This is a genomic window from Conexibacter sp. DBS9H8 (genome assembly GCF_023330685.1).
Lineage (GTDB): Bacteria > Actinomycetota > Thermoleophilia > Solirubrobacterales > Solirubrobacteraceae > Palsa-465.
Genome location: NZ_CP097128.1, coordinates 2,874,376 through 2,896,890, shown reverse-complemented (window position 1 = coordinate 2,896,890; position 22,515 = coordinate 2,874,376). Strand labels below are relative to the sequence as shown.

Below are 22,515 nucleotides of genomic sequence, written 5' to 3'. Positions count from 1 at the left end.
ATCATGCCAGCGCGGGCCACGGACCGTCGATCCGAATGCCCGGGAGCCGGTGCAGACCCGTCTTCTCGATCACGGCGATGATCTGCGGCTGGGCACCGCGCAGCAGCAGCGCCCGTCCACAGCGGCGCAGCCGCTGGGAGACCATCGCGAGATCGGCCATCAGCGATCCGTCTGCGAACACGAGCTCACTGAGGTCGACGATGACGTCCCGCTCGGCCCGGATCGCCCGGATCAGCGCCCGTCGCCGGAGGCTCTGGGTGTTGAGATCCTCATCACCGACGCAGCGGAGAACCGGAGGGCTGTCAGCGAACTCGATGATGGCGCCACCCTACCTGAGACGGACCCGCCGGGGGGGACCTGCGGCCATAAACTCTTGCTAAGTTCCCGCTCGCTCTACACTTCCGCCCATGGTCACCGTCGACGAGGTCAACGACGCACTGCGCGAGGTCATCGATCCCGAGCTCGGGCTCGACTTCGTCGAGCTCGGCCTGATCTACGGCGTCGAGATCGACGGTGCCGGCGCGGTCAAGGTGACCTACACCCTGACGAGCCCCGGTTGCCCGATCGGCCCCCAGGTCGAGGAGCAGATCTCTGAGTTCGTCTCCGAGATCGACGGGGTCAGCGCCGTCGAATCCGAGCTCACCTTCATGCCGCCGTGGTCGGTGGACAAGATGAGCGACGACGCCAAGTTCGCGCTCGGGTTCTGAGTTCCGGCGCCCGTCGCGGGCGTCCGTCGGCTCCGCCCGGTGGTCTCCCGTGAGGTCACGGTTGCGGGCGTTCCCGGTGGCGGGCGCGCATGTCCGAGCCGGGTCCGCTACGCCGCTTCACCGTCGAGGCCATCAGCGGGGTGGCGGTGATGTCGGCGACCGGCTCGACATCACCGGCGGGCGCCGCGGCTGCCTCGGCGTCGATCCGCCGCCGCCGGGAGCCGCGCACGGCGCTTGCGGCGGCGCCGGCCGCGAGCAGCTCCTCGAGGGTCGCCTCGATCCCCGCACTGATCCGGTCGAGGTCGCCGAGTGTGTCGTAGTCGCCGAGCAGGCCGTAGTGGAGCCCGCCGTCGGTGCGGCTGATCCCGATCGCGAGGCCGTGCCCGTCCGCGAGGAACGGGAGCGGGTGAATCGCCTCGACGCGCCGCCCGAGCGCGGAGAACGGCTCCGCCGGCCCGGGCACGTGGGTGATGAGAAGGTTGATCATCCGTGGGGAGAACCCGATGCGGGCCGCCCGGGCGAACTGGGCCGTCGGGGCGGGCGGGGCGGTGTTCGGACGGGTGCGTGTCGGCGGCTGCGGCACAGGGTGGGCCGGCGCTGTCGCGTCAGCGGTGAGGCTGGACGCCCTCCGCGCGGCGATCGTCTCCACGAGCACGGTGAGGCACGCGCTCGGGTCGCTGATCGCGACCGGCAGCGACACCCGCATCGCGGAAAGGCGCCCGGCGGGGTCGGCGGGCTGCTGCGGGCCGGACGTGAGGACCGGCAGGAGCGCCCGCAGTTCGAGACCGTCGACATCGATGCTCCGGCTGCGCAGCCAGTTCCGCAGCGCGCCGGTGAGGACGGTGAGGAGGACCTCATCGACGCCGGCCCCGAAGCTGTCGCTGACTGCCGTGTAGTCAGCGAGCCGGTGTGACAGGACCGCGTAGCGGCGGTTGGGTCCGGACGGGACGTTGAGCGGGGACGGAGGGGGCGGATTGAGGGCCGACCAGGCGAGCTCACCGATCCCGTGGGCGACCTCGGCGACCTCCCGCAGGGCGCGGTCGGGCCGTACCGCCGCGCTGATGGCCCGCCCGGCGAGCCCAAGGCCACTCCCGAGCGCCTCCCGGGTCTCGGCGGCGATCACCTCACGGGGGGCAGGAAGCGGGCGGGGACGCCAGGCCGGCCGGCGCTCGGAGCCGGCTTCGGCCCCCGGCCGCGGGTCCGCCCGGGTGGGCTCCCGGTCGAGCAGCGCGGTCGCCAGGTCGACGCCGGTGATCCCGTCGACGAGGGCGAGGTGGTGCTTGCAGACGACGGCGAACCGGCCCGGCTCAGCGCCCATCTCGACGAGCCAGGCCTCCCACAGGGGACGCTGACGGTCGAGCCGCTGGCCGGCAAGATGACCGACGAAGCTGCCGAGCTCCGCCGCTCCGGCCGGCGCGGGCAGCGCCGCGCCGCGGACGTGGTATGTGAGGTCGAAGTTCGGGTCATCCACCCACCGGGCGCCGAGACGGCTGAGTAGCAACCGCTGGCGGTAGCGAGGCAGACCGTCGAGGCGGCGGCCGACGTGCTCACGGAAGCCGGTCAGCCCCGGGCTCGGACCCTCACACACGATCACGGTGCCGATATGGCGCTGCGCGGCCCCCCGCTCCTGGTCCAGGAACGCCACGTCCACTGCGGACAGTCGGTCGAGTTGTCCCATCGCGGCCAAGGGTACGCGCGCCGTACACTCAACGGCAGTGTCGTCCACTCCAGAGAAGATCCTCCTCGCCGCTCCCCGCGGCTACTGTGCGGGCGTCGATCGGGCCGTCCAGACCGTCGCACGGGCCCTCGAGATCCATGGCGCGCCCGTGTACGTGCGCAAGGAGATCGTGCACAACAAGCACGTCGTCGAGAAGCTGCGGGAGCGTGGCGCCGTGTTCGTCGAGTCCGAGAATGAGGTGCCGGAGGGCGCCACCGCCGTGTTCTCCGCTCACGGCGTCAGCCCCGAGGTGCACGCCAACGCGAGCGCCCGCGGACTCAACACGATCGACGCGACCTGTCCGCTCGTCACCAAGGTGCACCGTGAGGCGATCAAGTTCGCCGCGGAGGGGTACACGATCGTGCTGATCGGCCACCAGGGCCATGAGGAGGTCGAGGGTACGATGGGGGAGGCCCCCGACAGCATCGTCCTCGTCGAGAGCGTCGCCGACGTCGACGCCCTGACGGTGCCCGACGACACGCGGATCGCCTACATCTCCCAGACGACGCTGTCTGTCGATGAGACCGCTGAGGTGATCGTCCGCCTGCGGGAACGGTTCCCGCACATCACCGGTCCCCGCACCGACGACATCTGTTATGCGACGACCAACCGTCAGGCCGCGGTCAAGGAGCTCGCCCGCGCCTGTGACCTCGTGCTCGTGATCGGCTCGCGCAACTCCTCCAACTCCAACCGGCTCGTCGAGGTCGCGCGGGAGCACGGCGCCGACGCGCACCTGATCGACAACGAGTCACAGGTGCAGGAGGAGTGGCTTGACGGCGTCGGCGTGCTCGGGATCACCTCCGGCGCCTCCGCCCCGGAGACCCTCGTGCAGAACCTCGTCGCCCACTTCCGTGCCCGCGGCACCGAGGACGTGAGTGAGCTTGAGGTGATCCAGGAGGACGTCCGTTTCATGCTGCCCAAGCCGATTCGCCAGGCCCTCGCCGAACGTGGCGAGCCTGCCATCTCCTCCGCGGCCGCCCGGCCTGCCTGAGTGCGGCGTCCGGGACGTCCGTGAACACCCTCGTCATCTCCGATCTCCACCTCGGGGCCCGTGGCGGGCGGGCGCTCCTGCACGAGCCCGCGACACGGGCGGCCCTCTCCGCCGCCCTCCGCGACACGGATCGGCTCGTGCTGCTCGGAGACGTCGTCGAGCTGCGTGAGGAGCCGGTCTGGACCTCCCTCGCCCACGCGACCGCTGTCCTCGGTACGCTCACCGAGTCGCTCGGCCCGCGCGCGGAGGTGGTGATCCTCGCCGGCAACCACGATCGCGAGCTGCTCGCCCCATGGCTGCTGCGACGTTCCGCCCACGGGACCCCCGAGCCGCTCGGCCTCGAGTCTGAGGTGCGCTGGCGCCCAGAGGATCCGCTCGCCCGGCTCGTTGACGCCTGGGGGGCGGGCGGCGCCCACGTCCGCGTCGTCTATCCGGGAATCTGGCTGCGCGAGGATGTCTACGCGATGCACGGCCACTACCTCGACCGCCATTCGACCCTGCCGGCCTTCGAGCGGCTCGCTGCCGGGGCGATGGCCCGCTACCTGCGCGCGCCGGTCAAGCGGGCCGCCCAGCCCGAGGACTATGAGGCGGTCCTCGCGCCGATCTACGCCTGGATGTTCCAGATCGCCCAGAGCGGGCTGCGCAGCGACCCCGACGGTGGGGAGCCCGGCTCCTCCCACACGAACGCCTCGGCCCGGATCTGGCGCCTGCTCAACGACGGGGAGGGAATCACCCGGCTCGCCCTCAGCGGCGGTCTCAGCGCCGCCACGGGGCTGCTCAGCGCCGCCGGACTCGGGCCGTTGAAGTCCGACATCTCCGGGGAGGAGCTCTACCGCAACGGCGTCAGCGGGTACGCTGCGGTGCTCGAGACCCTCGGCGTGTATGCCGACTGGGCCCTCTACGGCCACACCCATCGGGCCGGGCCGTTGCCCGGCGACGACGCCGAGCTGTGGCGAACGACGGCCGGCACGCGGATGATCAACACCGGCTGCTGGGTCTCGGAGGAGGCCTTCCTCGGCCCCGACCTCGCACAGAGCGCCTACCGCCCCGGGTTCGCCGTGCGGATCGGCGACAGCGGCCCGCCCGAGCTCGTCAACCTGCTCGACGCCGCTCGGCGCTGACCGGCCCCCGCGGGGGCCGCTGCCCTCACACCGTCGGCGTCGACCCGTCGGGCGCGAGGCCGGGGAGGAAGCAGGTCGCGAGCACCTCGACCCCGGGCCCAGGGCAGATCTCGAGGGTGGCGGCGGTCGAGCGCGAATGGCTGATCAGCTGGTGGGCGCCCGGGTGGTCGATGCGGCGGGTCTCGCCGTTCACCTCGAGCGTGCCCGTGCCCGCGATCACCGCCCACACCGACCCCGCCTCATACGGGCCGGAGGTGGCGCCCTCAGCGTCGGGGGTGGGGATGACGAGCAGGGCGGCGGGGTCGTCTTCGGCCCGCAGGTAGCCGACCGGCTCGGGGGCGCCGTCATGGTCGGGCACGCCGGTGTGGCGGCCGTCGGGGCCGTGGTCGAATCCGAGCAGCTCCCGGATCGCCGCCTCGGTCTCCCCGTAGCCTCCCTCGCCGTAGTGGTAGTCAAACAGCCGCCCGTGCGCGTCGAACAGGTAACGGGCGGGCCAGCCGAGGTTGCCGTACTCCTGCCACAGGGTGAAGTCGACGTCGACGAGCACCGGGTAGGCGATCCCGAGCCGGGCGACCGCGGCGGCGACCGCCTCGACATCCGCAGAGGGCGGAAAGCCGGAGGCGTGGACGCCGACGGTGCGCAGTCCCGCCTCCCCATAGCGGTCCTGCCAAGCGGTGAGGTAGGGGAGGGTGCGCAGCGAGCTGGGACGGCAGAAGTCCCAGAACTCCAAGAGGAACGGGTGTCCGCGCAGCTGGGCCAGCCACAGCCGCTTTCCGCCGATCCAGGGCGCCTGTGCGGGAAACTCGGGAGCGAAGATGTCGACATCGGGGGCGCGCATCCCTGCGAGGATGTCAAGTGCCCACCTCCCGAGGCGTTCCGGGCTGCGGTGACGCGGGCTATACTCCAAACACGTAAACCCGAGTGCCTTTGAGGAGTTTTCGCTGATGAGTCCGTCCGGAGCTGAAGTTCTCCGCCAGATCAAGAGCCGGATCGAGGAGGTTGACCCCTCTGAGGTGCGCGATCGCCTCAGCGGCGGTGCGGTCGTCATCGACGTCCGTGAGGCTGAGGAGTGGGCGGCCGGCCACCTGCCCGGTGCCGTCCACGTCCCCCGCTCTTCGCTCGAGACGCGGATCGAGGGAGCCGTCGGCGACCGCAGCGTCCCGATCGTCCTCTACTGCGCCTCCGGGAACCGCTCGGCCTGGGCGACACGCAGCCTCAGCGAGGATCTCGGGTATGAGCACGTCAGCTCGATGACCGGCGGGATCACGCTGTGGAAGGACCGCGGGTATCCGGTTGAGGTGCCGAAGTTCATGTCGGCCGAGCAGCGCGACCGCTACTCGCGCCACATCCTGCTGCCCGAGGTCGGCCTCGAGGGGCAGCAGAAGCTGCTCGACGCGCGCGTCCTCCTCCTCGGCGCGGGCGGCCTCGGTTCCCCGACCGCCCTCTATCTCGCCGCCGCCGGGGTCGGTACGCTCGGAATCGTCGACGATGACGTCGTCGACGTCTCCAACCTCCAGCGTCAGGTGATCCACAACACCGAGCGGGTCGGGGTCCCCAAGGTCGAGTCTGCCGCCGCGACGATCGCCGCGCTCAACCCCGACGTCAACGTCGTCCAGCATCGGCTCCGGCTCGGGCCCGACAACATCATGGACATCCTGCCCGACTACGACATCGTCGTTGATGGGCTCGACAACTTCCCGACCCGCTACCTGCTCAACGACGCGACGGTCCGGCTGCGGATCCCCGTCGTCTCCGCCGCGATCCTCGGTTTTGACGGGCAGCTGTCGGTGTTCAAGCCCTACGAGGGACCGTGCTACCGATGCCTGTTCCCGGTCCCGCCGCCAGCCGAGCTCGCCCCCAGTTGTGGGGCCAACGGCGTGATCGGCGTCCTCCCGGGCACGATGGGCCTGCTCCAGGCGACCGAGGTGATCAAGCTGATCCTTGACATCGGCAACCCGCTGATCGGCCGGCTGCTGATGTACGACGCTCTGGCCGCCTCCGTCACCGAGGTCAAGGTCCGCCGCGACCCGGCCTGCCCGATCTGCTCGCGGGCCCCTGAGGAGATCACCGATGACGAGCTCGGGGTGTTCCCCGACTACGAGGCCTTCTGCGCCGGGGCGCACTGACCCCGCTACGATCCTCCAGCGCTATGGCCACCATCCGCATTCCCCCCGTTCTGCGCGCCGCGGTCGGCGGTGAGCGTGAGCTCACCGCCGACGGAGCCTCCGTCGGCGAGATCCTCGAGGCGATCACCGCCGCCCATCCGGACACCCGAACCCAACTGTTCGGTGCCGACGGGCAACTCAACCGCTACGTCAACGTTTACCTCAACGATGAGGACGTCCGCGTACTCGAAGGCCTGCAGACGCCCGTGTCGGGCGCCGACACGCTCGTCATCCTCCCCGCCATGGCCGGCGGGGGCCTGTAATCCGGGCCGCACTCTGACACGGGCATTATCCGGAGGACGCTAGAAAGCCCTCCGGTGACCGTCGCCATCGCCCGCGATCCCCTCGATCCCGCCCACCGCCACGGCGTCCGCCCGGTGGTGCGGCGGTCTGGGCTCGGGTGGGCGCTGTTCGTCGTGGTCGTGCTCGGCCTCGGGGCGCTGTTGGCCGTGTTCGCCCAGGCCCGGCCGGCCTATGACGCAAACGGCTGGATGGTGTGGGCCAATGAGGTTCTGCACGGCACGCTCAACCTCAACGCGGCCCCCTCCTGGAAGCCGCTCGCCTTCCTGTTCCTGCTTCCCTACGCCCTCACCGGTCACCAGGGCGAGCTGTGGCTGTGGACGATCACCGCCTGCGCGGGCGGGGTGGCCGGGCCGCTGCTCGCCGGCCGGCTCGCCTGGCGGCTCGCTCCGCGCGGGAGCGGGATCATCCCCGAGTGGGTACCGCCGATGCTCGCGGCCCTCGTCGCCGCGACGATCCTCGCCACGATGACCGTCGCCTCCAAGCTTGTCCCGCTGCCGATGGGCCTGCTCCGCCAGGTCCTGATCACGAGTTCGGACCCGCTCGTCCTCGCCCTCCTGCTCGGCGCCGCCGAGGCGCACTTCGCGCGACGGTATGGTTGGGCGCTCGCGCTGCTGTGGCTCGCCGGACTCGGTCGCCCCGAGGTGTGGGTGCTGCTCGGCGGATACGGGCTGTGGTTGTGGCGGGCGGTGCCAGGCCTGCGCGGCTGGTGGCTGGCGGCGGTGCTGAGCACGCCGGTCGCCTGGTTTCTCCCGCCGACGCTCGCCTCGAACAGTCCGCTCAGCCCGGGCCGGTTTGACACCGGGTTGGCGACCGCGGTGGTCGGCAACAAGTTCCTCGGGGTCCTCGACCGCGTCCGCACTCTGTCGGGCACGGTCGTGCAGATCGAGGTTGGCGTGTCGCTCCTGCTCAGCCTCCTCTGGCGCGACCGGCGGGTCCTCGTCCTGCTCGGCCTCGCTGCGCTGTGGACGGCGGTGGAGATCGGCTTCGCCCTCCACGGGTTCTCCGCCGTCCAGCGTTACCTGATCGAGGTCGGTGGCGTGCTCGCGGTGATCGGCGGGGTCGGCAGCGCCCAGCTGCTGCTCCTTCCCTGGCGGCTGCTGGCCCGGCAGGGTCGCGTCGGCGCGCGACTCGGTGCGGCGCTCGGGCTCCTCGTCGTCCTCATCTTTCTCGCGGGTATCGTCCCGTTCGCGCGCACGAGCGTCGACGGGGGCCGGGGGATCGTGGAGAACCAGCAGCTGGACGCGCGTGAGCTTGCCGGGCTCACGCGTCTCGTCCGCCGTGCGGGAGTGCATCAGATCCTCAACTGCGGTGCCCCCGTCGCCGCGCTGGGCTGGCAGAGCGGGGTGGCCTGGGAGCTCGGGGTCAACGTCGGGGTCGTCGGCTTTCGCCCGCTGCGCAGCTACCGCACGTTCCCCGTTGTCGCCTTCTCCCACACCGGTCCGCACTGGCGCCTGACCCTGCTCAACGAGCCGACGGTCGCCTCCGTCGCCTGTGCGCCGCTGCAGGGCCTCAGCAGCTGATCGGGCCGCGGATCCGGGCGATCGGAACCGCCCCGCGCCCGGGGTGCGCCGGCCCACTACACTTTCTGAAGCATGGCCTCCTTCATCCGGAACGCACCGCGCCGCTACGGTGATGTCGTCGAGTCGATCGGCCACACCCCGCTGGTCGAGCTCGCCAACCTCAGCCCCAAGCCGGGCGTGCGGATCTGGGCCAAGCTCGAGTCCCACAACCCGACCGGCTCGGTCAAGGACCGCGTCGCGCGGGGGCTGATCGAGGACGCGGAGGAGAAGGGCCTGATCCGTCCCGGTCAGACGATCCTCGAGCCAACGTCGGGGAACACCGGGATCGCCCTGGCGATGATCGCCCGCCGCCGCGGCTACCGCCTCCGCGTGGTGATGCCCGACAACGTCACGCCTGAGCGGACCCAGCTGCTGAGAATGTACGGTGCCGAGATCGTCTACAGCGACGGTTCCCTCGGCTCCAACGGCGCGGTCGCCATGGCGCGCGAACTGGCGGACGCCGATCCGAGCCTGTACATGCCCTATCAGTACGGGAACCCGGCCAATCCGGCCGCCCACTACAACGGCACGGCGCTGGAGATCCTCGAGGATCTCGACGGTCAGGTCGCCGCCTTCGTCGCCGGCCTCGGGACGGGCGGGACCCTGATGGGCAACGGCCGGCGGTTCAAGGAGGAACTCGGGGACGCGGTGAAGATCGTCGCCGCCGAGCCGATGCAGGGCGAGCCCGTTCAGGGGCTGCGCTCCCTCGACGACGGCTTCATCCCGCCGATCATCGACATCGATCTGCTTGACCGCAAGATCTTCGTCACCAACCGCGACGCGATCATCTGGACCCGGCGGCTGCTTGACGAGGAGCAGATCTTCGCCGGGGTGTCCTCTGGCGCGATCGCCCGCGTTGCCGTCCGGATCGCCAGCGAGCTTGACGAGGGGAACGTCGTCTTCATCGTCTGCGACGACGGCTGGAAGTACCTCTCCAGCGGCATCTACACCCTCCCCGTCGATGAGGTCGAGAACCTCGATTCGACGGTCTGGTGGTGAGCTGAGACTCAGCGGTCGGGCTTGTGCAGGCGCTCACGCCGCTCGAGCCGGAAGCTGCGCGCGTGATTGTCGCGCCGGAAGGAGCGGACCACCGGAGGTCGCAGGTCGCTTGCGAACGACGCCCGCGCGACGAGCGCGTGCACGGCCGCCCGGGCGACGATCGCCTCGGCCACGAGCGGCTCGTCGACGACGTACATCTCCTCCTCGATCAACCGCCGGAGATTGCGAAGGTGGCTTTCCATGCCGGTTCTATCGACGCCGGTACGGCTCGCCTTGAGTGACGTTGGCCACTCGCGCGCCACGGTGTCCGGGGCGGGCTCGGCGCCGGCTGTGGGGCCACTCGCCCATCTGCTGATATCGCGCTCGGAATGTCATGGGGTCAGCCCGAGGCTGAATCTCTCGTCAGGGGAATCCCCGCAGGGAGCGTCCAGCCGGCCAACCCCGGCGGCAACCGGGCAACGGGCGGCTCACGCCACATCGTCTAGGCTCACTGGCTCAGATCATGAGGATCAGCGCCGCCATCCACCAGCAGATGATCGACCACGCGCTTGCCGACGCCCCCGACGAGTGCTGCGGGATGGTTGCCGCCCGCGATGGGGAGGCGGTTGCCGCCTATCCGATCAGCAACGCCGCCCACAGCCCGCTGCGCTACGAGATGGACCCGCGCGAGCAGCTCGCCGTCGAGTTCGGCGAGATCTACGACCGTGACCTCGAGGTCGGGATCATCTACCACTCCCACACGCGCAGCGCTCCCTATCCCTCCCAGACCGACATCAACCTCGCGACCCACCCGGAGGCGATCTACGTGATCGTCGGGGTCAAGGACCGCGAGCACCCGGAGGTCCGCGGCTACCGGATCCGGGACGGTGAGGTGACCGAGGTCGCCCTCGAGATCATCGACGCCGCCGTCTGAGACGCGCTCGCGGGGCTCGCCTGCCCGTCGGACCGGCTCGCCCGCCTGCCCGGCTCGCCCGCCCGGCGATGAGCCGCCCTCAGTCGCCTTCGTCGAGCGCCTGGGCGGCGTTGACGCCGCGAGCCACCCAGGCGCGCAGATCGTCGTTCTCGACGAGCCCGTCGGGGAGCACCCTCAGCCACCCGCGGGCCGGGCGCCCGGCCATCACGAACGCGGTCGTGTGCGGCTCGCGGGCGAGCAGATCCTGCTCAGCAGGGTCGACCCGCAGCAGCAACCCACCCTGACCGGAGACGGCGACCGCCATCCGCCCCTCAAGCAGGAAGGCGAGCCCGCCGAACATCCGCTGCTCGCTGAGGCCCGGCTCGGAGTCCACGAGCGCCCGGACCCGGTCGGCGAGCTCCCGGTCATAGGCCACCATGAGGAGTGTAGGTGGGCCGGGGCGCTCCGGCGCGGTGCTCCCGACGCGAACGGGCACGACGGAGCACGAGGGGGGAGTTTTGCGTCGCCAGGACGCAAAAGTCCCCCCTCGCCGTCGTTCGCCACCCCGGCTGCCGGCGCCCGGCGCCCGGCGCCCGGCGCCCGGCCGCCGCGGCCGCCCGGCCGCCCGGCCACCCCGGCGCGCCCCGCCTCAGTTCGAGGACGCGAGCCGGGACAGGTACGACCGCCACGCCCCCTCCGTGTGGACGAGCGGCCGCCCACCGAAGGCCTTGGTCAGCGCCGCCCGCGCCCCGCCGGGGTGGAGCCGGCCGGCGAGCTCGATCGCCGCCGACTCGCCCTCCTCGCGGACGAGCAGGTCGATCACCGTCCCCGCGAGCAGCGGCGCATCCCGGACCGCGGGGGGGAACTCCGGCTGGGCGCCGGACCGCAGGCGGGCGACGATCGACGGGCGGGCTGACGCCGTCTCCCCGCTGAACCAGCGCGAGGCGCCCTCCAGCAGCCAGGCCCAGCGGAGCGAGACGACGGTGCGGGCGGGGGCGAGGGCTCGGTGCAGGTCGTGGTTGGCCTCCACGATCACACGGCGGGTGTACAGGGTCGAGGCGGCGTGGGCGAGCACGGCCGCGAGTGCGGGGTTGCCCTCCGCGCGCTCGAGCAGGGCGGGCGGAGAGAGGAGGTGGATCTCCCGGCTGCCCACCCAGCCGGTGAGGAGGGGACGGCTGGCGACGTCGGTCCGCCGCCACAGGGCGGCGAGCAGCGGGTTGGCGGCCGCGAGCGACCGTGGCCCGTCATGGAGGATGAAGGTGAGCCCGTCCACGGGACGGGGGAAGGGCCCGGCGAGGCGCAGGCGCAGGTCCTCGATCCCGGCCAGCAGGCGGGCGACATCCTCCGTGCACTCCTCCGAGTGGCGGCAGGAAAAGGACGGCGAGTGTGACTCGACCCAGGCCATCGACACAGAGACGGGGCGGCCGGCGTTGGCCGCCCCGTGTCGAGGCGTCAGACCAGAGCGGGCTGACGGTCGCCGGCGATCGCCGCGATCTCCTCGGCGGCGCGGAAGAACTCCTCGTCGGAGAGGACCGGGGTGCCCTCAAAGGGCAGGTCCCGGGTGATCTGCAGCCACGAGCGGCAGCCGCCGTACTCGTCTCGGACCTTGACCGTCACCGGTCGCGGGATCCGGTAGGTCCGCAGCAGGATGACGTGGAGGGGGTGGCGGCGCTTCCAATCGAGCCGCTTCTCCGCGTAATCGGTGCTCCAGACGTAGAAGGGAGACAGCGCATCGACCGCTCGGCGATCGCTGATCGTGTAGTGCGCCGCGACCTCAGCCCAGGCCCGGATACGTACACGGTCAGGTTGGCTGATCTCCGCCCCGCGGAGAACCGCGGTCGGGGATGGCTCGTCCTCGGACCAGACACCCTCCTCGAGCGCGCGAGCGAGCTCGGGACGGTGGGATTCGCGCACCAGATCGGTGCTCTGATGGTCGAAGGTGGGGTAGAGGAAGAACCGCTCATGTTCAAGTGAGAAGTGCTTCCCGGGCTCGCGGATGCCGCCCTTGCGTAGCGTCAAGAGCTGCTCGCCCTCTGCCAGCGCACGGACGGTAACCGCCCATTCTTTAAAAGCAATCGGCATGTGATCCAGTGGGAGAGATGGAGTTGTGACTGCCCGGGCAATCGTGGGTGAGACGACCATCCGGAACCCGACTAATCCTACGTGAGTTTCCTCAAATCCCCAAACATTCCCGCAAAGAAGCACATTTTTCGACTATAAACGAAGGTCTGCCCGTGACTCCAAAGCCTCGATGACCGCGGCGAAGTCGGCGTCCCCGAACCCCATCGCCGAGGCCTCCGCGAGCAGCTCGGCGACCTCGGATCCGAACGGAAAGGCGATCCCGGCGCCGGCCGCCTCCTCGAGGCAGAGCCGGACGTCCTTGAGCATGTGGTCGAGCTTGAACAGCGGCCGGTAGTCGTGTGTCCGCATCGGCTGGGCCTTGAGGTCGAGCATCACCGAGCCGCCGCTGCCCGCCCCGGCGACCGCCACGAGCGCATCGAGGTCCGCTCCCGCCGCGGTCCCGACGAGGAGGGCCTGGCCGAGCGCGGCCGCGTTGATCGCCGCGAGCGCGTTGTTGATCACCTTCACCACCTGACCCTGGCCGACCGGGCCGGCGTGGACGATCAGCGACCCCATCCGCTCGAGCACCGGCCGCACCGTCGCGACGTCGTCGGCGGACCCGCCGACCATGAACGTGAGCGTGCCGTCCTGCGCCCGCGGGCTCGACCCGGTGACCGGCGCGTCGAGGAAGCGGTGGCCGTGCCGGGCCAGGTCGGCGGCGATCGCCACCGCCGCCGCCGGCCCGATCGTCGAGCAGTCGACGAACGTCCGCGCCCCCGGTGCGTGGGCGGCCCCGTCGAGGCCGAGCAGCAGCTCGCGGACCTGGTCGCCGTCGACGACCATCGTGATCACGAGGTCGGCGGCGGTGGCAGCGGCCACCGGGCTCGCTGCCACCGAGGCACCGTGCGTCTGCGCGAAGGCCTCGGCGGTCGCCGCGGTGCGGTTCCAGACCGTCAGCTGATGGCCGTGGCCGACGAGGTTGGCGGCCATGCGAGAGCCCATGATCCCGAGCCCGAGGAAGGCGATCTTCATGGCCGCGCACCATAGCCGCCGCCGCCGGGCGTCTCGATACGCAGCCGCTGGCCGGGCGCGAGGGAGCCGACGCACTTGCCCGGAAGTTCGACACCGTCGAGTGTGTTGCGCCCGCGGGCGCCGGGGCCGCCGCCGGCTGCGCCGGCCGGGGCCAGCTGCCGGCGTTCTGTGATCAGCGAGTAGGTGAGCGGGGCGAGTGCCTCCAGTTCGCGGATCACGCCATCACCGCCGCGGTGGGTCCCCGCGCCGCCCGAACCCCGGCGCAGCGCATAGCGGACCATCCGCAGCGGGTATTCCAGCTCCAGTGCCTCCACCGGGGTGTTGAGCGTGTTGGACATCGCCACGTGGACCCCGGAGGGTCCGTCGGCGGTGGCGCTCGCCGCCTGGCCGCCGCCGATCGTCTCGTAGTAGACCCGGTCGGCGTCCCCGAGGGTGAGGTTGTTCATCGTCCCCTGCCCGAGGGCGAGACCGAAGGCGCCCAAGACGAGGTCGGCGACCCGGGAGGAGGTTTCGACGTTGCCGGCGGCGACGGCGGCGGGGGGGCGGGCGTTGAGCAGGCAGCCGGACGGGGCGATCACCCGCACGGGACGGTACGCCCCCGCGTTGGCGGGGATGTCCGGGTCGGTGAGTACCTTGGCGGCGAAATAGCAGGCCGAGGTGGTGACCGCGAGCGGGCAGTTGAGGTTCCCCGCATACTCGGGGGCGCTGCCGCTGAAGTCGAGGGTGAGGGTGTCACCGGCGATGGTGGCGCGCAGCTGCAGGGTGAGCAGGCCGGTGGCGGTCTCGAGGTGGTCGCTCGCGGTGCGCACCCCGTCACCGAGCGCGGTGATCCCCGCCCGGGTGCGCCGTTCCGCGTAGTCGAGCACCTCGGCGAGCGCGTCGGTGAGGCCGCTGACCCCGTGACGGTCGCTGAGCGCGCGCAGGTGCGCCGCACCGGTCCGGCAGGCGGCGAGCTGGGCGCGGAGGTCCGCGCGGCGCTGAGCGGGGGCCCGCATCTGCGTGACGAGCGCCTCAACGGTCGCGTCGTCAAGGCGCCGGGGAGAGATGACGACGCCCTCATCCGCGAGGGTGACGCTGTCGGCGGGCATCGACCCGGGGGTCGGGGAGCCGACGTCCGCGTGGTGGGCCCGCGCGGCGGCGAAGCCGATCAGATGCGCCCCGGCCCGGACGGGCACGACGACGGTGATGTCGGGGAGGTGGGTCCCGCCGGCGTAGGGGTCGTTGAGCAGGAAGGCCGGCTCCTCCCCGGCGGGCCAGCGGGCGGGCGGGCCGAGAGCGTCGAGCAGCGGCCGGACCGCCGCGACGGCGGCGGGCATCGCGCCGAGATGGACGGGGATGTGCTCAGCCTGCATCACCATCTCCCCGTCCGCGTTGAACAGGGCGGTGGAGGCGTCGCGGCGCTCCTTGATGTTCGGTGAGTGCGCTGAGTGGATGAGCACGCGCCCCATCTCCTCACAGGCGTGGGCGAGCGAGCCGGTGAGCAGCGCGAGCTCGATCGCGTCGATCACGGCCGGCCCCCGCTGGCGTGGGCGAGCGCCACCGTCCCGCTCGCGTCCTCGCTCGCGGTCCACCCGGCCGGGACGACGACCGTCGTCTCGGGCCGGCGGATCACTGTCGGACCGTGGTGGTGGCGGACCCGGGCGGCAAGCCCGCGGCCCGGCAGTTCCGGCGCGGGCCCGTGGGCGCTGACGCGGACGGTGACGAGCTCGACCTCCCCGTCGGGCTCGGAGAAGCCGTAGCGCCGCACGTGGGCGGCGACGAAGGCGGCGGTCAGGGCCGCGGCGGTGACCGCCGCCGGATCGGCGCGGACGGGAAGCTCGAAGCTCTGGCCGACGTAGCGCAGCTCGGCGGCGAGGGTGAACCGGTCCGCAACGCCGCCGAGGCCGGCCGCCGCCTGCGCCGCGAGCTCGTCGACGACGCCCCGCAGCGCCGCGTCGGTGAACCCCGCCCCGGACAGGAGCACGCTCTGGGCCCGGTCGCGGCGGGCCGGGGCGACGACGAGCCCGAGCGCGGCGAGCACCCCGGCCTCTCCGGGGACGAGCACCGACCCGATCCCGAGCGCCTCGGCGACCTCGGCGGCATGCAGGCCGCCCGCGCCGCCGAAGGCGATCAGCGTGAGCGCGCGCGGGTCGACCCCCCGCTCGAGGGTGACCGCACTGAGCGCACCGGCGATCTCGCTGGTGACGACGGTACGGATGCCACGGGCACAGCCCCGGGTCGACAGCCCGAGCTCGCCGGCGAGCCCGGCGATCGCCCGCTGTGCGGCGTCGGCGTCGAGGCGGATGCCCCCGGCGAGCGGGACGGCCGGATCGAGCAGCCCGAGCAGGACGTTCGCGTCGGTCACCGTCGGGTGCACGCCTCCGCGCCCGTAGGCGGCGGGGCCGGGGTCGGCCCCGGCCGAGCGGGGGCCGACGCGGAGGGCGCCGCCCGCATCGGCCCAGGCGATCGAGCCGCCGCCCGCTCCGACGGTGTGGATGGCGAGCGTCGGGAGGGCGACGGGCCGGCCGGCGACGCGTCCCTCGGCGTGCTCGGCGACCACCCCGTCCGCGATCAGGCAGACGTCGGTCGAGGTGCCGCCCATGTCGAGACAGAGCGCATCGGTGAGCCCGTGGCCCCGGGCGACGTGGGCGGCCCCGGCGGCACCGCCGGCCGGACCGGAGAGGACGGTGAGCGCGGCGTGCGCGGCGGCGGTCTCGAGGTCGATCAGCCCGCCCTGGGATGCGAGGATCCCCGGTGCGGGCAGGCCCCGGCGGTCGCAGGCGTCGGCGAGCCGCCGCAGGTATCCGGCCAGCAGCGGGGAGAGGGCGGCGTCGAGCTCGGTCGTCGCGGCGCGCTCGTACTCGCGGAAGGTGCCGACGAGTTCGCTGGAGAGGTGAACCGAGACGCCGGGGGCGAGGCGCGTGAAGGCGTCGGCGATCGCCCGCTCGTGCTCGGGGTGACGGTAGGCGTGCAGGAGGACGACGGCCACGGCGTCGACGCGGCTGGCGGTCCCACAGACCGCCAGCCGCTCTGCCTCCTCACGGGAGAGCGTGAGCAGCGGTCCGGCCGGGGTCATCCGCTCCCGCACGCCCCAGCGCAGCTCCGGGCCGATCAGGGGGGCGGGTCCGCGCTCCTGGAGGCGGTAGAGGGCGGGGCGGTTCTGACGGGCGAGCTCGACCACGTCGGTGAAGCCGTCGGTCGCGAGCAGCGCCGCCCGTGCGCTGTTGCCCTCCAGCAGCGCATTCGTGGCGACCGTCATCCCGTGGGCGAGGGTGCCGACCGCGGACGGGGCGAGGCCGGCGGCGGCGAGGACGGCGTCGATCGCGGCGAGCACCCCCGCGGACGGGTCGGCCGGGGTGCTCGGTACCTTGGCGGTATGCAGCTGCCCCTCGGCGAGGAGGACGGCGTCGGTGAAGGTGCCGCCGACGTCGACGCCGATCAGGGCGCCGGGGCTCAGGCGGCCGCCGCCGCGGTCCGCTGGAGCTCTTCGGTCTCGGCGAGGTGCTGGTGGGAGGGGCAGTAGCCGTTGTGGGGGAGGGGCATCCGCTGACAGGGCGTGCCCTTGCGAGTCGAGGCGCGGCACTGGAGCGGGTTCCCGTACACGTCGAAGCCGTTGTTGGGCTGGTTGGCGAGGAACTCGTCCGCGAAGGCGAGGTAGCGCTCGACGACCGCGTACACGCGCCGCTGTGAGGCCATCGGGAAGAAGCAGCGGATGTCATTGAAGAGGGTGCGCGTCGGTCGCGCAAAGTAGTGGCGATCGGTCGCCAGCCGTTCGACCGCCGACTCGCACGCCCGTAACACCTTTTCGTGGTTGGTGTATCGGTTTCCCGTCGGGCTCTCGATGATCTCGTCGGCGAGCTCTCGGTAGATCGCCCTGCTGAAGCGGTACATGTCCCTCTCCTTTCCGGCTGCCTGCCGGGCCTCTTGTTCCGCGGTGGCGATTGTCCCCGCCGAATGTGAATTGCACTCGACCGCAACTATTAACCGCGGGTTAATCCGTGATCCCGCTCACTGAGCGGATCGTACCGCCGCCGGGGCGGGCGTGCCGGCTGAGGGTCAGGCCCAGTGCTCGCGGGCGGGGGCGCTCCCCGGGGTGAGGACGACGTGCTCGTGATCCCAGGCCGGATCACGCTCGGGAAAGTCGTCGCGCTTGTGGGCGCCGCGGCTCTCGGTCCGCGTGATCGCGGCGGTCGCGATCAGGCGCACGAGCGGGTGCGCGTCCTCCCGCAGGCGGGCGAGACCCTCGCCGGTTCGCTGCAGCCCCGCGTCACGCCACAACGCCTCCCGGCTCGCCTGGGTGAGCGGGGGCGGCGGGCCTGTCGAGGTGGAGACGGAAGCGGCGGCCGCTGCCGCGGCGAGCGCGGGCTCCGCCAACGCGGCGTGGGCGGCCTGGCGGCCGAAGACGAAGCACTCGGTGAGCGAGTTGGAGGCGAGGCGGTTGGCGCCGTGCAGGCCGGTGCAGGCGCACTCGCCGACCGCGTACAGCCCGGCCACGCTGCTCGCCGCGGTGAGGTCGGTGGCGATCCCGCCCATCATGTAGTGGGCGGCCGGGGCGACCGGGATCAGCTCCCGCTCGGGGTCGATCCCGACCGAGCGGAGGTGGCTGACGACGTTCGGGAACAGCCCGGGGTCGACACCGCGCATGTCGAGGGCGACCGAGGTGGCGCGGGAGCGCAGCAGCTCGTCGTGGATCGCCCGGGCGACCTCGTCGCGGGGGGCGAGCTCGTCGACGAACCGCTCGCCGGCCCGGTTGCAGAGGATCGCGCCCTCCCCGCGGATCGCCTCGGTGACGAGGAACCCGTCGGCCTGGGAGGTTCCGTTGGTGCCGACGACCGCGGTCGGATGGAACTGCATCAGCTCGATATCGGCGAGGGCGGCCCCGGCGCGGAAAGCGAGCAGCATCCCGTTGCCGACGGCCGGGCGCGGGTTCGTCGTCCGGGCCCACAGGGCGGCCGCCCCTCCGGTGGCGAGCACCGTCGCGGTCCCGAGGCGGCGCTCACCACCGCGCAGCTCCACCCCGCTGGCCCGGCCGTCGTGGGTGAGGATCGCCGTCACCGGCGTCCCCTCGAGGACGTCGATGAGCGGATGTTCGGCGGCGAGAGCCGACAGCTGGCGGACGATCCGCCGTCCGGTCGCGGCTCCGCCGGCGTGGACGACCCGGCGGATCCGGTGGCCGCCTTCGAGCCCGAGGGCGAGGCGCCCCTCGCGGTCGGCGTCGAAGGTGACCCCGAGCCGGGTGAGGTCGGCGACGATCTCCGGAGCCCCCTCGGTGAGCACGCGCGCGGCGCTCAGCTTGACGGCGTCACGCCCCGCCGCGACCGTGTCGGCGAGGTGGGCGGCCGGGCTGTCCTCGTCGGCCACCGCGGCGGCGAGCCCGCCCTGGGCCCAGTAGCTGTTCGCCTCCGCGAGCGGCCGCGAGGAGATGAGCGTGACCCGAGCCCCGTCGCGCGCAGCGCACAGGGCGGTGTAGAGCCCCGCGCCCCCGGCGCCGACGACGATCAGGTCCCGCACACCGTGGGTGGGCAGGCCGGACATGGTGGCCAGTACGGTACTGCCCGGTGAGTCTGTACCTCTCCCACCCCGCCTCCCTCGATCATGACACCGGCGCCCACCCCGAGTGCGCCGACCGGATCGTGGCGATCGAGGCTCACCTCGCGGCTCGGAACTGGCTCGGCTGGGAGCGGGCCCTCGCCCCGGCGGCCTCTGACGACCAGCTCGCCCTCGTGCACCCGCTCGAGCACATCGCCGCGATCGCCGCCGCGGCGGCGGCGGCGGGGGAGGGGCGGGTCGCCCTTGACGCCGACACCGTGCTCAGCGCCGGTTCGGAGCGGGCGGCGCGGCATGCCGCCGGCGGCGCGATCGCGCTCGTCGACGGGCTGCTCGGCGGCGGCCACCGCGTCGGGGTGAGCGCCCACCGGCCCCCCGGCCATCACGCCTGCGCCGACCGTGCGATGGGCTTCTGCCTGTTCAACAACGTCGCGATCGCCGCTCGTCACGCGCTCTCGACCCACGGCCTGTCCCGTGTCGCGATCGTCGACTGGGACGTTCACCACGGCAACGGCACCCAGGAGATCTTCTGGACCTCGGCGGAGGTGCTGTTCTGCTCGATCCACCAGATGCCCCTGTATCCGGGCAGCGGTCGCCGGGAGGAGATCGGGGTGGGGCCGGGCGCCGGGCTGACGGTCAACCTGCCGGTGCCCCCGGGCGCCGGGGATGAGATTTTCCTGTCCCGGTTGGTCGGGGAGGTGAGCGAGCGGGTCGTCGCTTTTGCCCCCGAGCTGCTGCTCGTCTCGGCCGGCTTTGACGCCCACGCCGATGATCCGCTCGCCGCCTGTGAGGTGACCGACGACGGCTTTCACGGCCTCGGCGCCCGCGTCGGCGCGCTCGCGGACGGACTCGGGATCCCGCTCGGGGTCTGTCTCGAGGGAGGCTACGACACCGGCGCGCTCGCCCGGTCGCTCGTCGCGGTGATGGAGGCGCTCACCGCGGCCTGAGCGGGTGCGCGGACGGGGGAGCGGGCGCGGGGAGCGGGCGCGGGTCCGTCAGGGCTCGGTGCGGGCGCGCGCGACGACCGCGTACACGTGATCGGTGATCTCGACCGTCTCGAGGCCGAGGCCGCCGAGGTCGGCGTGGATCGCGCAGCGGAGCGCCTCGCGCACCTCGGGCGGCTCGGCGGCGGTGCTCGCGTAGGAGACGGTGAGGTTGGCGTACTCGTCGAGGCTGAGCCGCCGCGTGAGGGTGCGCCAGTCCCACCAGGTGGGGGTGAAGCGTCCGCTCGCGGCGATCAGCGCGCGGCCGCTGGCCATCACCTCGGAGAAGGCGTCGATCCCGAGGCCAGGGTCGTGCATGAGCTCGTCGTGGCTGGCGAACGCCGAGGCGTTGAGCCGGCCCTGCGCATCGGGTTGGAGGAAGGAGAAGTTCCAGACGAGCCCGAGTGCGCCGCCGGGCTCGAGGATCCGGTGGGCCTTCTCGAAGGCGATCGCCGGATCGATCCAGTGGAAGCTGTTGGCGGCGAAGACGGCGCTGAAGGTCCCGTCGGGGATCGCGGCGGTCTCGAACGTGTCGGGGTCGATGCGGACCCGATCGGCGAGGCGGGCACGGAGCCGGCCGCGCATGCCGGGAGCGGGCTCGTTCGCGGTCACCTCGAGGCCGAAGGCGAGCAGGGAGTCGGTGAGCTGACCGCTCCCGGCCCCGACCTCATAGACCCGATCTCCGGGAAACAGGTCGGCGGCGTCGGCCATCGCCTCGACGAGGGAGAGGTCGAAGCGGAGGCGCGCGTCGGTGTAGGCCTCGACGGTGTGGTCAAAGGCGAACTGGTGGGTGAGGGATTGGTTGAACCACATCTCGGATCTCCTGACACGGCGTGCGCGAGGGTTCGCACGGAACCCAGCCGGGTGATCGGCCGGAGCCGGGCGGGCTTGAACGGCGTGGGGCAGAGACGGAGTGCTGTGGTGCCGCTGTGGGCAGGGGTGGTGGTCGCTCAGCCCTGCCCGGGCCGCTGGACGAGAGCCGGGTGGGCCCCGGGGTGCCCGTGGGCGTCGATCGTCCTCGCGGCGGCCTGAGCGGCCGCGTACGTCGGATAGCGCCCGCTGAACACCTCCCAGGTGACGGGGTGGGGCATCTCCGGGTGTTCGGCGGTGTCGATCACCCCGACGTCTGGGAGAGCGGCGCCGAGCAGATGGTCGGCGGTCGCGGTCGCACTCGTTCGGGAGGGGGCGCGCGCGAGGATCACCGTGTACCCGTCGAGCCCCGGCGGCCAGTTCGCCGGGGTCGGAGCCGATCCCGGGCCGCCGGACGGCCGGGCGGCGATGGTCGTGATCACGGTGAGGGTGCCCGCGTGGCGGTTGAGGGCGCCGAGCAGCAGCGCCGCACCTCCGAGCACGATCGCGAGGACGACCGCGACGATGAGCACGGGCAGACGCCAGTCGGGCGCACCGGCGATCACCGTGCGCCCGGAGCCGCATTCGAGGCACCACTCCTGATCGGGCGCGAGTGGGCGGCCACAGACGGTGCAGACCGCGGCAGGCCGGCTCGGCGGGTCGGCGAGGGGGGAGGCGAGGTCGGTCATCGAGACGGCCCGTCGTCGTGGCGGACAGGGGTGCCGGGCAGGGGCTCGCCGCAGTTGGAGCAGAAGCGATCCTCACTGCCGTACACGGCTCCGCAGCTGGCGCACGCCCCGCCGATCCCCGGCTCCCGGACCTCCGCCAACCGGACCCGGCCGGTGAGGACGAGCTCGAGTTGGCGCAGCTCGCGGTCGGTCTCGGCGGCCGAGGCGAGCTTGGCCTCGACGAGCTCGGGCCGGTCGCGGCCGAACCGGTGCAACTCCAGCGTGAAACCGCCGAGGTCACGCAGTTGGAGCTCCCGGAGATGTCGGAGGTACCGGATCCGCCGGCGCAGCTGGGCCCGGGCGAGGAAGCCCGGGAGGGCGAGGGCGCGATGGATCGCCGTCTCCGGGGTGGTCGGGGTCGTCTCCGGCCGGCTGACGGGGACGAGGCCGGTCGACGTCGGCGGGTCGGCGGTGAGCGCGAGCAGGTCGGGGCGGGGCAGCCAGGCCTGGTAGCGCGCCGGGGCGGGCCCGTCGACGAGCAGCGGACGCTCCGCGGTGGGTGGCGGCACCCGGGCGGGGGCCGGTGCAGGCGGCGGTTCGGGGGCCGACTCCGGCTCCGGTTCCGGTTCCGGCTCCGGTTCCGGCTCGGGCTCGGGCTCGGGTTCGGGCTCGGGCTCGGGTTCGGGCTCCGGTTCCGGCGCGGGCTCGGGTTCCGGTTCGGGTTCGGGTTCCGGTTCGGGTTCCGGTTCGGGCTCCGGTTCGGGCTGGGGAGCGTGAGGCGGAGCCGGTGCGGGAATGACGGCGAGCAGCGGAGCGGTGGCCGCTGGGAGCGGTGCGGGGGTCACTGACTCGGGTGGGCTGACCGGTTCAGACGCAGGCGGGCGGACCGGTTCAGACGCAGGCGCGGGCCGGGGCGGCGCGCCTGGGGTGCGGGGGCGGGCA

24 protein-coding genes are annotated in these 22,515 nt (G+C 72.5%); 9 read left to right on the top strand and 15 right to left on the bottom strand.

The features are described 5' to 3' along the window. Position 1: 1 nt before the first annotated feature. Positions 2 to 316, bottom strand: coding sequence for an STAS domain-containing protein (locus M3M55_RS13850; RefSeq protein WP_249012423.1), 315 nt, complete (start codon positions 314 to 316; stop codon positions 2 to 4). A gap of 91 nt (positions 317 to 407) precedes the next feature. On the opposite strand from M3M55_RS13850, the gene M3M55_RS13845 reads away from it, so the two are divergent. Then, positions 408 to 707 carry a metal-sulfur cluster assembly factor gene (locus M3M55_RS13845; RefSeq protein WP_249010085.1) on the top strand — a complete coding sequence of 100 codons (300 nt, stop codon included), beginning with the start codon at positions 408 to 410 and terminating at the stop codon, positions 705 to 707. Positions 708 to 762: 55 nt separating this feature from the next. Here the strand turns inward: M3M55_RS13845 and M3M55_RS13840 are convergent, their stop codons facing one another. Continuing rightward, positions 763 to 2,385 carry a wax ester/triacylglycerol synthase domain-containing protein gene (locus M3M55_RS13840; RefSeq protein ID WP_249010084.1) on the bottom strand — a complete coding sequence of 541 codons (1,623 nt, stop codon included), beginning with the start codon at positions 2,383 to 2,385 and terminating at the stop codon, positions 763 to 765. A 37-nt stretch (positions 2,386 to 2,422) separates the two neighbouring features. On the opposite strand from M3M55_RS13840, the gene M3M55_RS13835 reads away from it, so the two are divergent. Both M3M55_RS13835 and M3M55_RS13830 read left to right on the top strand, forming a co-directional pair. Continuing rightward, positions 2,423 to 3,415 (top strand): 4-hydroxy-3-methylbut-2-enyl diphosphate reductase, encoded by a 993-nt coding sequence (locus M3M55_RS13835; RefSeq protein WP_249010083.1) that lies wholly within the window; start codon positions 2,423 to 2,425, stop codon positions 3,413 to 3,415. A gap of 20 nt (positions 3,416 to 3,435) precedes the next feature. Beyond that, positions 3,436 to 4,536, top strand: coding sequence for a metallophosphoesterase (locus M3M55_RS13830; protein WP_249010082.1), 1,101 nt, complete (start codon positions 3,436 to 3,438; stop codon positions 4,534 to 4,536). 25 nt (positions 4,537 to 4,561) lie between these two features. Here the strand turns inward: M3M55_RS13830 and M3M55_RS13825 are convergent, their stop codons facing one another. Next, a complete protein-coding gene (locus M3M55_RS13825; protein WP_249010081.1) occupies positions 4,562 to 5,374 on the bottom strand; it encodes a redoxin domain-containing protein in 813 nt (270 codons plus the stop codon). A gap of 106 nt (positions 5,375 to 5,480) precedes the next feature. Here M3M55_RS13825 and moeB point away from each other — a divergent pair, with 106 nt between their 5' ends. The 4 genes from moeB (at position 5,481) to M3M55_RS13805 (ending at position 9,562) form a co-directional block, all read left to right on the top strand. Then, positions 5,481 to 6,662 (top strand): molybdopterin-synthase adenylyltransferase MoeB, encoded by a 1,182-nt coding sequence (gene moeB / locus M3M55_RS13820; RefSeq protein WP_249010080.1) that lies wholly within the window; start codon positions 5,481 to 5,483, stop codon positions 6,660 to 6,662. A gap of 23 nt (positions 6,663 to 6,685) precedes the next feature. Then, entirely contained in the window at positions 6,686 to 6,964 is a 279-nt protein-coding gene (locus M3M55_RS13815) for a MoaD/ThiS family protein (protein ID WP_249010079.1), read from the top strand. A gap of 54 nt (positions 6,965 to 7,018) precedes the next feature. After that, positions 7,019 to 8,524: a hypothetical protein gene (locus M3M55_RS13810; RefSeq protein ID WP_249010078.1), complete on the top strand. Its 1,506-nt coding sequence runs from the start codon at positions 7,019 to 7,021 to the stop codon at positions 8,522 to 8,524. Between the two features lie 72 nt (positions 8,525 to 8,596). Beyond that, positions 8,597 to 9,562 carry a PLP-dependent cysteine synthase family protein gene (locus tag M3M55_RS13805; protein ID WP_249010077.1) on the top strand — a complete coding sequence of 322 codons (966 nt, stop codon included), beginning with the start codon at positions 8,597 to 8,599 and terminating at the stop codon, positions 9,560 to 9,562. 8 nt (positions 9,563 to 9,570) lie between these two features. Here M3M55_RS13805 and M3M55_RS13800 read toward each other — a convergent pair whose 3' ends face one another. Continuing rightward, complete coding sequence (locus M3M55_RS13800; RefSeq protein ID WP_249010076.1) at positions 9,571 to 9,804, bottom strand: hypothetical protein; 234 nt, start codon at positions 9,802 to 9,804, stop codon at positions 9,571 to 9,573. Between the two features lie 260 nt (positions 9,805 to 10,064). Here M3M55_RS13800 and M3M55_RS13795 point away from each other — a divergent pair, with 260 nt between their 5' ends. Continuing rightward, complete coding sequence (locus tag M3M55_RS13795) at positions 10,065 to 10,475, top strand: Mov34/MPN/PAD-1 family protein (protein ID WP_249010075.1); 411 nt, start codon at positions 10,065 to 10,067, stop codon at positions 10,473 to 10,475. Positions 10,476 to 10,554: 79 nt separating this feature from the next. On the opposite strand, the gene M3M55_RS13790 is transcribed toward M3M55_RS13795, so the two are convergent. From M3M55_RS13790 to M3M55_RS13755, 8 genes are all read right to left on the bottom strand, one after another. Continuing rightward, positions 10,555 to 10,893 (bottom strand): TfoX/Sxy family protein, encoded by a 339-nt coding sequence (locus tag M3M55_RS13790; protein WP_249010074.1) that lies wholly within the window; start codon positions 10,891 to 10,893, stop codon positions 10,555 to 10,557. A 210-nt stretch (positions 10,894 to 11,103) separates the two neighbouring features. Next, positions 11,104 to 11,859 carry a hypothetical protein gene (locus M3M55_RS13785; protein WP_249010073.1) on the bottom strand — a complete coding sequence of 252 codons (756 nt, stop codon included), beginning with the start codon at positions 11,857 to 11,859 and terminating at the stop codon, positions 11,104 to 11,106. Between the two features lie 47 nt (positions 11,860 to 11,906). Further along, positions 11,907 to 12,536: a DUF1802 family protein gene (locus tag M3M55_RS13780; protein WP_249010072.1), complete on the bottom strand. Its 630-nt coding sequence runs from the start codon at positions 12,534 to 12,536 to the stop codon at positions 11,907 to 11,909. 132 nt (positions 12,537 to 12,668) lie between these two features. Further along, positions 12,669 to 13,547: an NAD(P)-dependent oxidoreductase gene (locus M3M55_RS13775; RefSeq protein ID WP_249010071.1), complete on the bottom strand. Its 879-nt coding sequence runs from the start codon at positions 13,545 to 13,547 to the stop codon at positions 12,669 to 12,671. After that, positions 13,544 to 15,055: a hydantoinase B/oxoprolinase family protein gene (locus M3M55_RS13770; protein ID WP_249010070.1), complete on the bottom strand. Its 1,512-nt coding sequence runs from the start codon at positions 15,053 to 15,055 to the stop codon at positions 13,544 to 13,546. The genes M3M55_RS13775 and M3M55_RS13770 overlap by 4 nt, the downstream gene beginning before the upstream one ends. Then, entirely contained in the window at positions 15,052 to 16,965 is a 1,914-nt protein-coding gene (locus tag M3M55_RS13765) for a hydantoinase/oxoprolinase family protein (RefSeq protein ID WP_256469059.1), read from the bottom strand. The genes M3M55_RS13770 and M3M55_RS13765 overlap by 4 nt, the downstream gene beginning before the upstream one ends. A gap of 14 nt (positions 16,966 to 16,979) precedes the next feature. After that, positions 16,980 to 17,417, bottom strand: a complete 438-nt coding sequence (locus M3M55_RS13760; protein ID WP_249010069.1) for a hypothetical protein — start codon at positions 17,415 to 17,417, stop codon at positions 16,980 to 16,982. 165 nt (positions 17,418 to 17,582) lie between these two features. After that, entirely contained in the window at positions 17,583 to 19,061 is a 1,479-nt protein-coding gene (locus tag M3M55_RS13755) for an L-aspartate oxidase (RefSeq protein WP_249010068.1), read from the bottom strand. Positions 19,062 to 19,084: 23 nt separating this feature from the next. Between M3M55_RS13755 and M3M55_RS13750 the strand changes: the two genes are divergently transcribed. Next, a complete protein-coding gene (locus tag M3M55_RS13750) occupies positions 19,085 to 20,020 on the top strand; it encodes a histone deacetylase (RefSeq protein ID WP_249010067.1) in 936 nt (311 codons plus the stop codon). Positions 20,021 to 20,068: 48 nt separating this feature from the next. Here the strand turns inward: M3M55_RS13750 and M3M55_RS13745 are convergent, their stop codons facing one another. From M3M55_RS13745 to M3M55_RS13735, 3 genes are all read right to left on the bottom strand, one after another. Beyond that, complete coding sequence (locus tag M3M55_RS13745) at positions 20,069 to 20,869, bottom strand: class I SAM-dependent methyltransferase (protein ID WP_249010066.1); 801 nt, start codon at positions 20,867 to 20,869, stop codon at positions 20,069 to 20,071. Between the two features lie 137 nt (positions 20,870 to 21,006). Then, a complete protein-coding gene (locus M3M55_RS13740; RefSeq protein ID WP_249010065.1) occupies positions 21,007 to 21,594 on the bottom strand; it encodes a hypothetical protein in 588 nt (195 codons plus the stop codon). Further along, on the bottom strand, positions 21,591 to 22,142 hold the full coding sequence (locus M3M55_RS13735; protein WP_249010064.1) for a zinc ribbon domain-containing protein: 552 nt from the start codon (positions 22,140 to 22,142) through the stop codon (positions 21,591 to 21,593). Before M3M55_RS13735 ends, M3M55_RS13740 begins: the two co-directional genes overlap by 4 nt. Positions 22,143 to 22,515 lie beyond the last annotated feature (373 nt).

Coding starts and splice junctions, on each gene's coding strand:
- M3M55_RS13845 (WP_249010085.1), top strand. CDS start 408: ATGGTCACCGTCGACGAGGTCAACGACGCACTGCGCGAGGTCATCGAT.
- M3M55_RS13840 (WP_249010084.1), bottom strand. CDS start 2,385: ATGGGACAACTCGACCGACTGTCCGCAGTGGACGTGGCGTTCCTGGAC.
- M3M55_RS13825 (WP_249010081.1), bottom strand. CDS start 5,374: ATGCGCGCCCCCGATGTCGACATCTTCGCTCCCGAGTTTCCCGCACAG.
- moeB (WP_249010080.1), top strand. CDS start 5,481: ATGAGTCCGTCCGGAGCTGAAGTTCTCCGCCAGATCAAGAGCCGGATC.
- M3M55_RS13815 (WP_249010079.1), top strand. CDS start 6,686: ATGGCCACCATCCGCATTCCCCCCGTTCTGCGCGCCGCGGTCGGCGGT.
- M3M55_RS13805 (WP_249010077.1), top strand. CDS start 8,597: ATGGCCTCCTTCATCCGGAACGCACCGCGCCGCTACGGTGATGTCGTC.
- M3M55_RS13800 (WP_249010076.1), bottom strand. CDS start 9,804: ATGGAAAGCCACCTTCGCAATCTCCGGCGGTTGATCGAGGAGGAGATG.
- M3M55_RS13795 (WP_249010075.1), top strand. CDS start 10,065: ATGAGGATCAGCGCCGCCATCCACCAGCAGATGATCGACCACGCGCTT.
- M3M55_RS13790 (WP_249010074.1), bottom strand. CDS start 10,893: ATGGTGGCCTATGACCGGGAGCTCGCCGACCGGGTCCGGGCGCTCGTG.
- M3M55_RS13785 (WP_249010073.1), bottom strand. CDS start 11,859: ATGGCCTGGGTCGAGTCACACTCGCCGTCCTTTTCCTGCCGCCACTCG.
- M3M55_RS13780 (WP_249010072.1), bottom strand. CDS start 12,536: ATGCCGATTGCTTTTAAAGAATGGGCGGTTACCGTCCGTGCGCTGGCA.
- M3M55_RS13775 (WP_249010071.1), bottom strand. CDS start 13,547: ATGAAGATCGCCTTCCTCGGGCTCGGGATCATGGGCTCTCGCATGGCC.
- M3M55_RS13760 (WP_249010069.1), bottom strand. CDS start 17,417: ATGTACCGCTTCAGCAGGGCGATCTACCGAGAGCTCGCCGACGAGATC.
- M3M55_RS13755 (WP_249010068.1), bottom strand. CDS start 19,061: ATGTCCGGCCTGCCCACCCACGGTGTGCGGGACCTGATCGTCGTCGGC.
- M3M55_RS13745 (WP_249010066.1), bottom strand. CDS start 20,869: ATGTGGTTCAACCAATCCCTCACCCACCAGTTCGCCTTTGACCACACC.
- M3M55_RS13740 (WP_249010065.1), bottom strand. CDS start 21,594: ATGACCGACCTCGCCTCCCCCCTCGCCGACCCGCCGAGCCGGCCTGCC.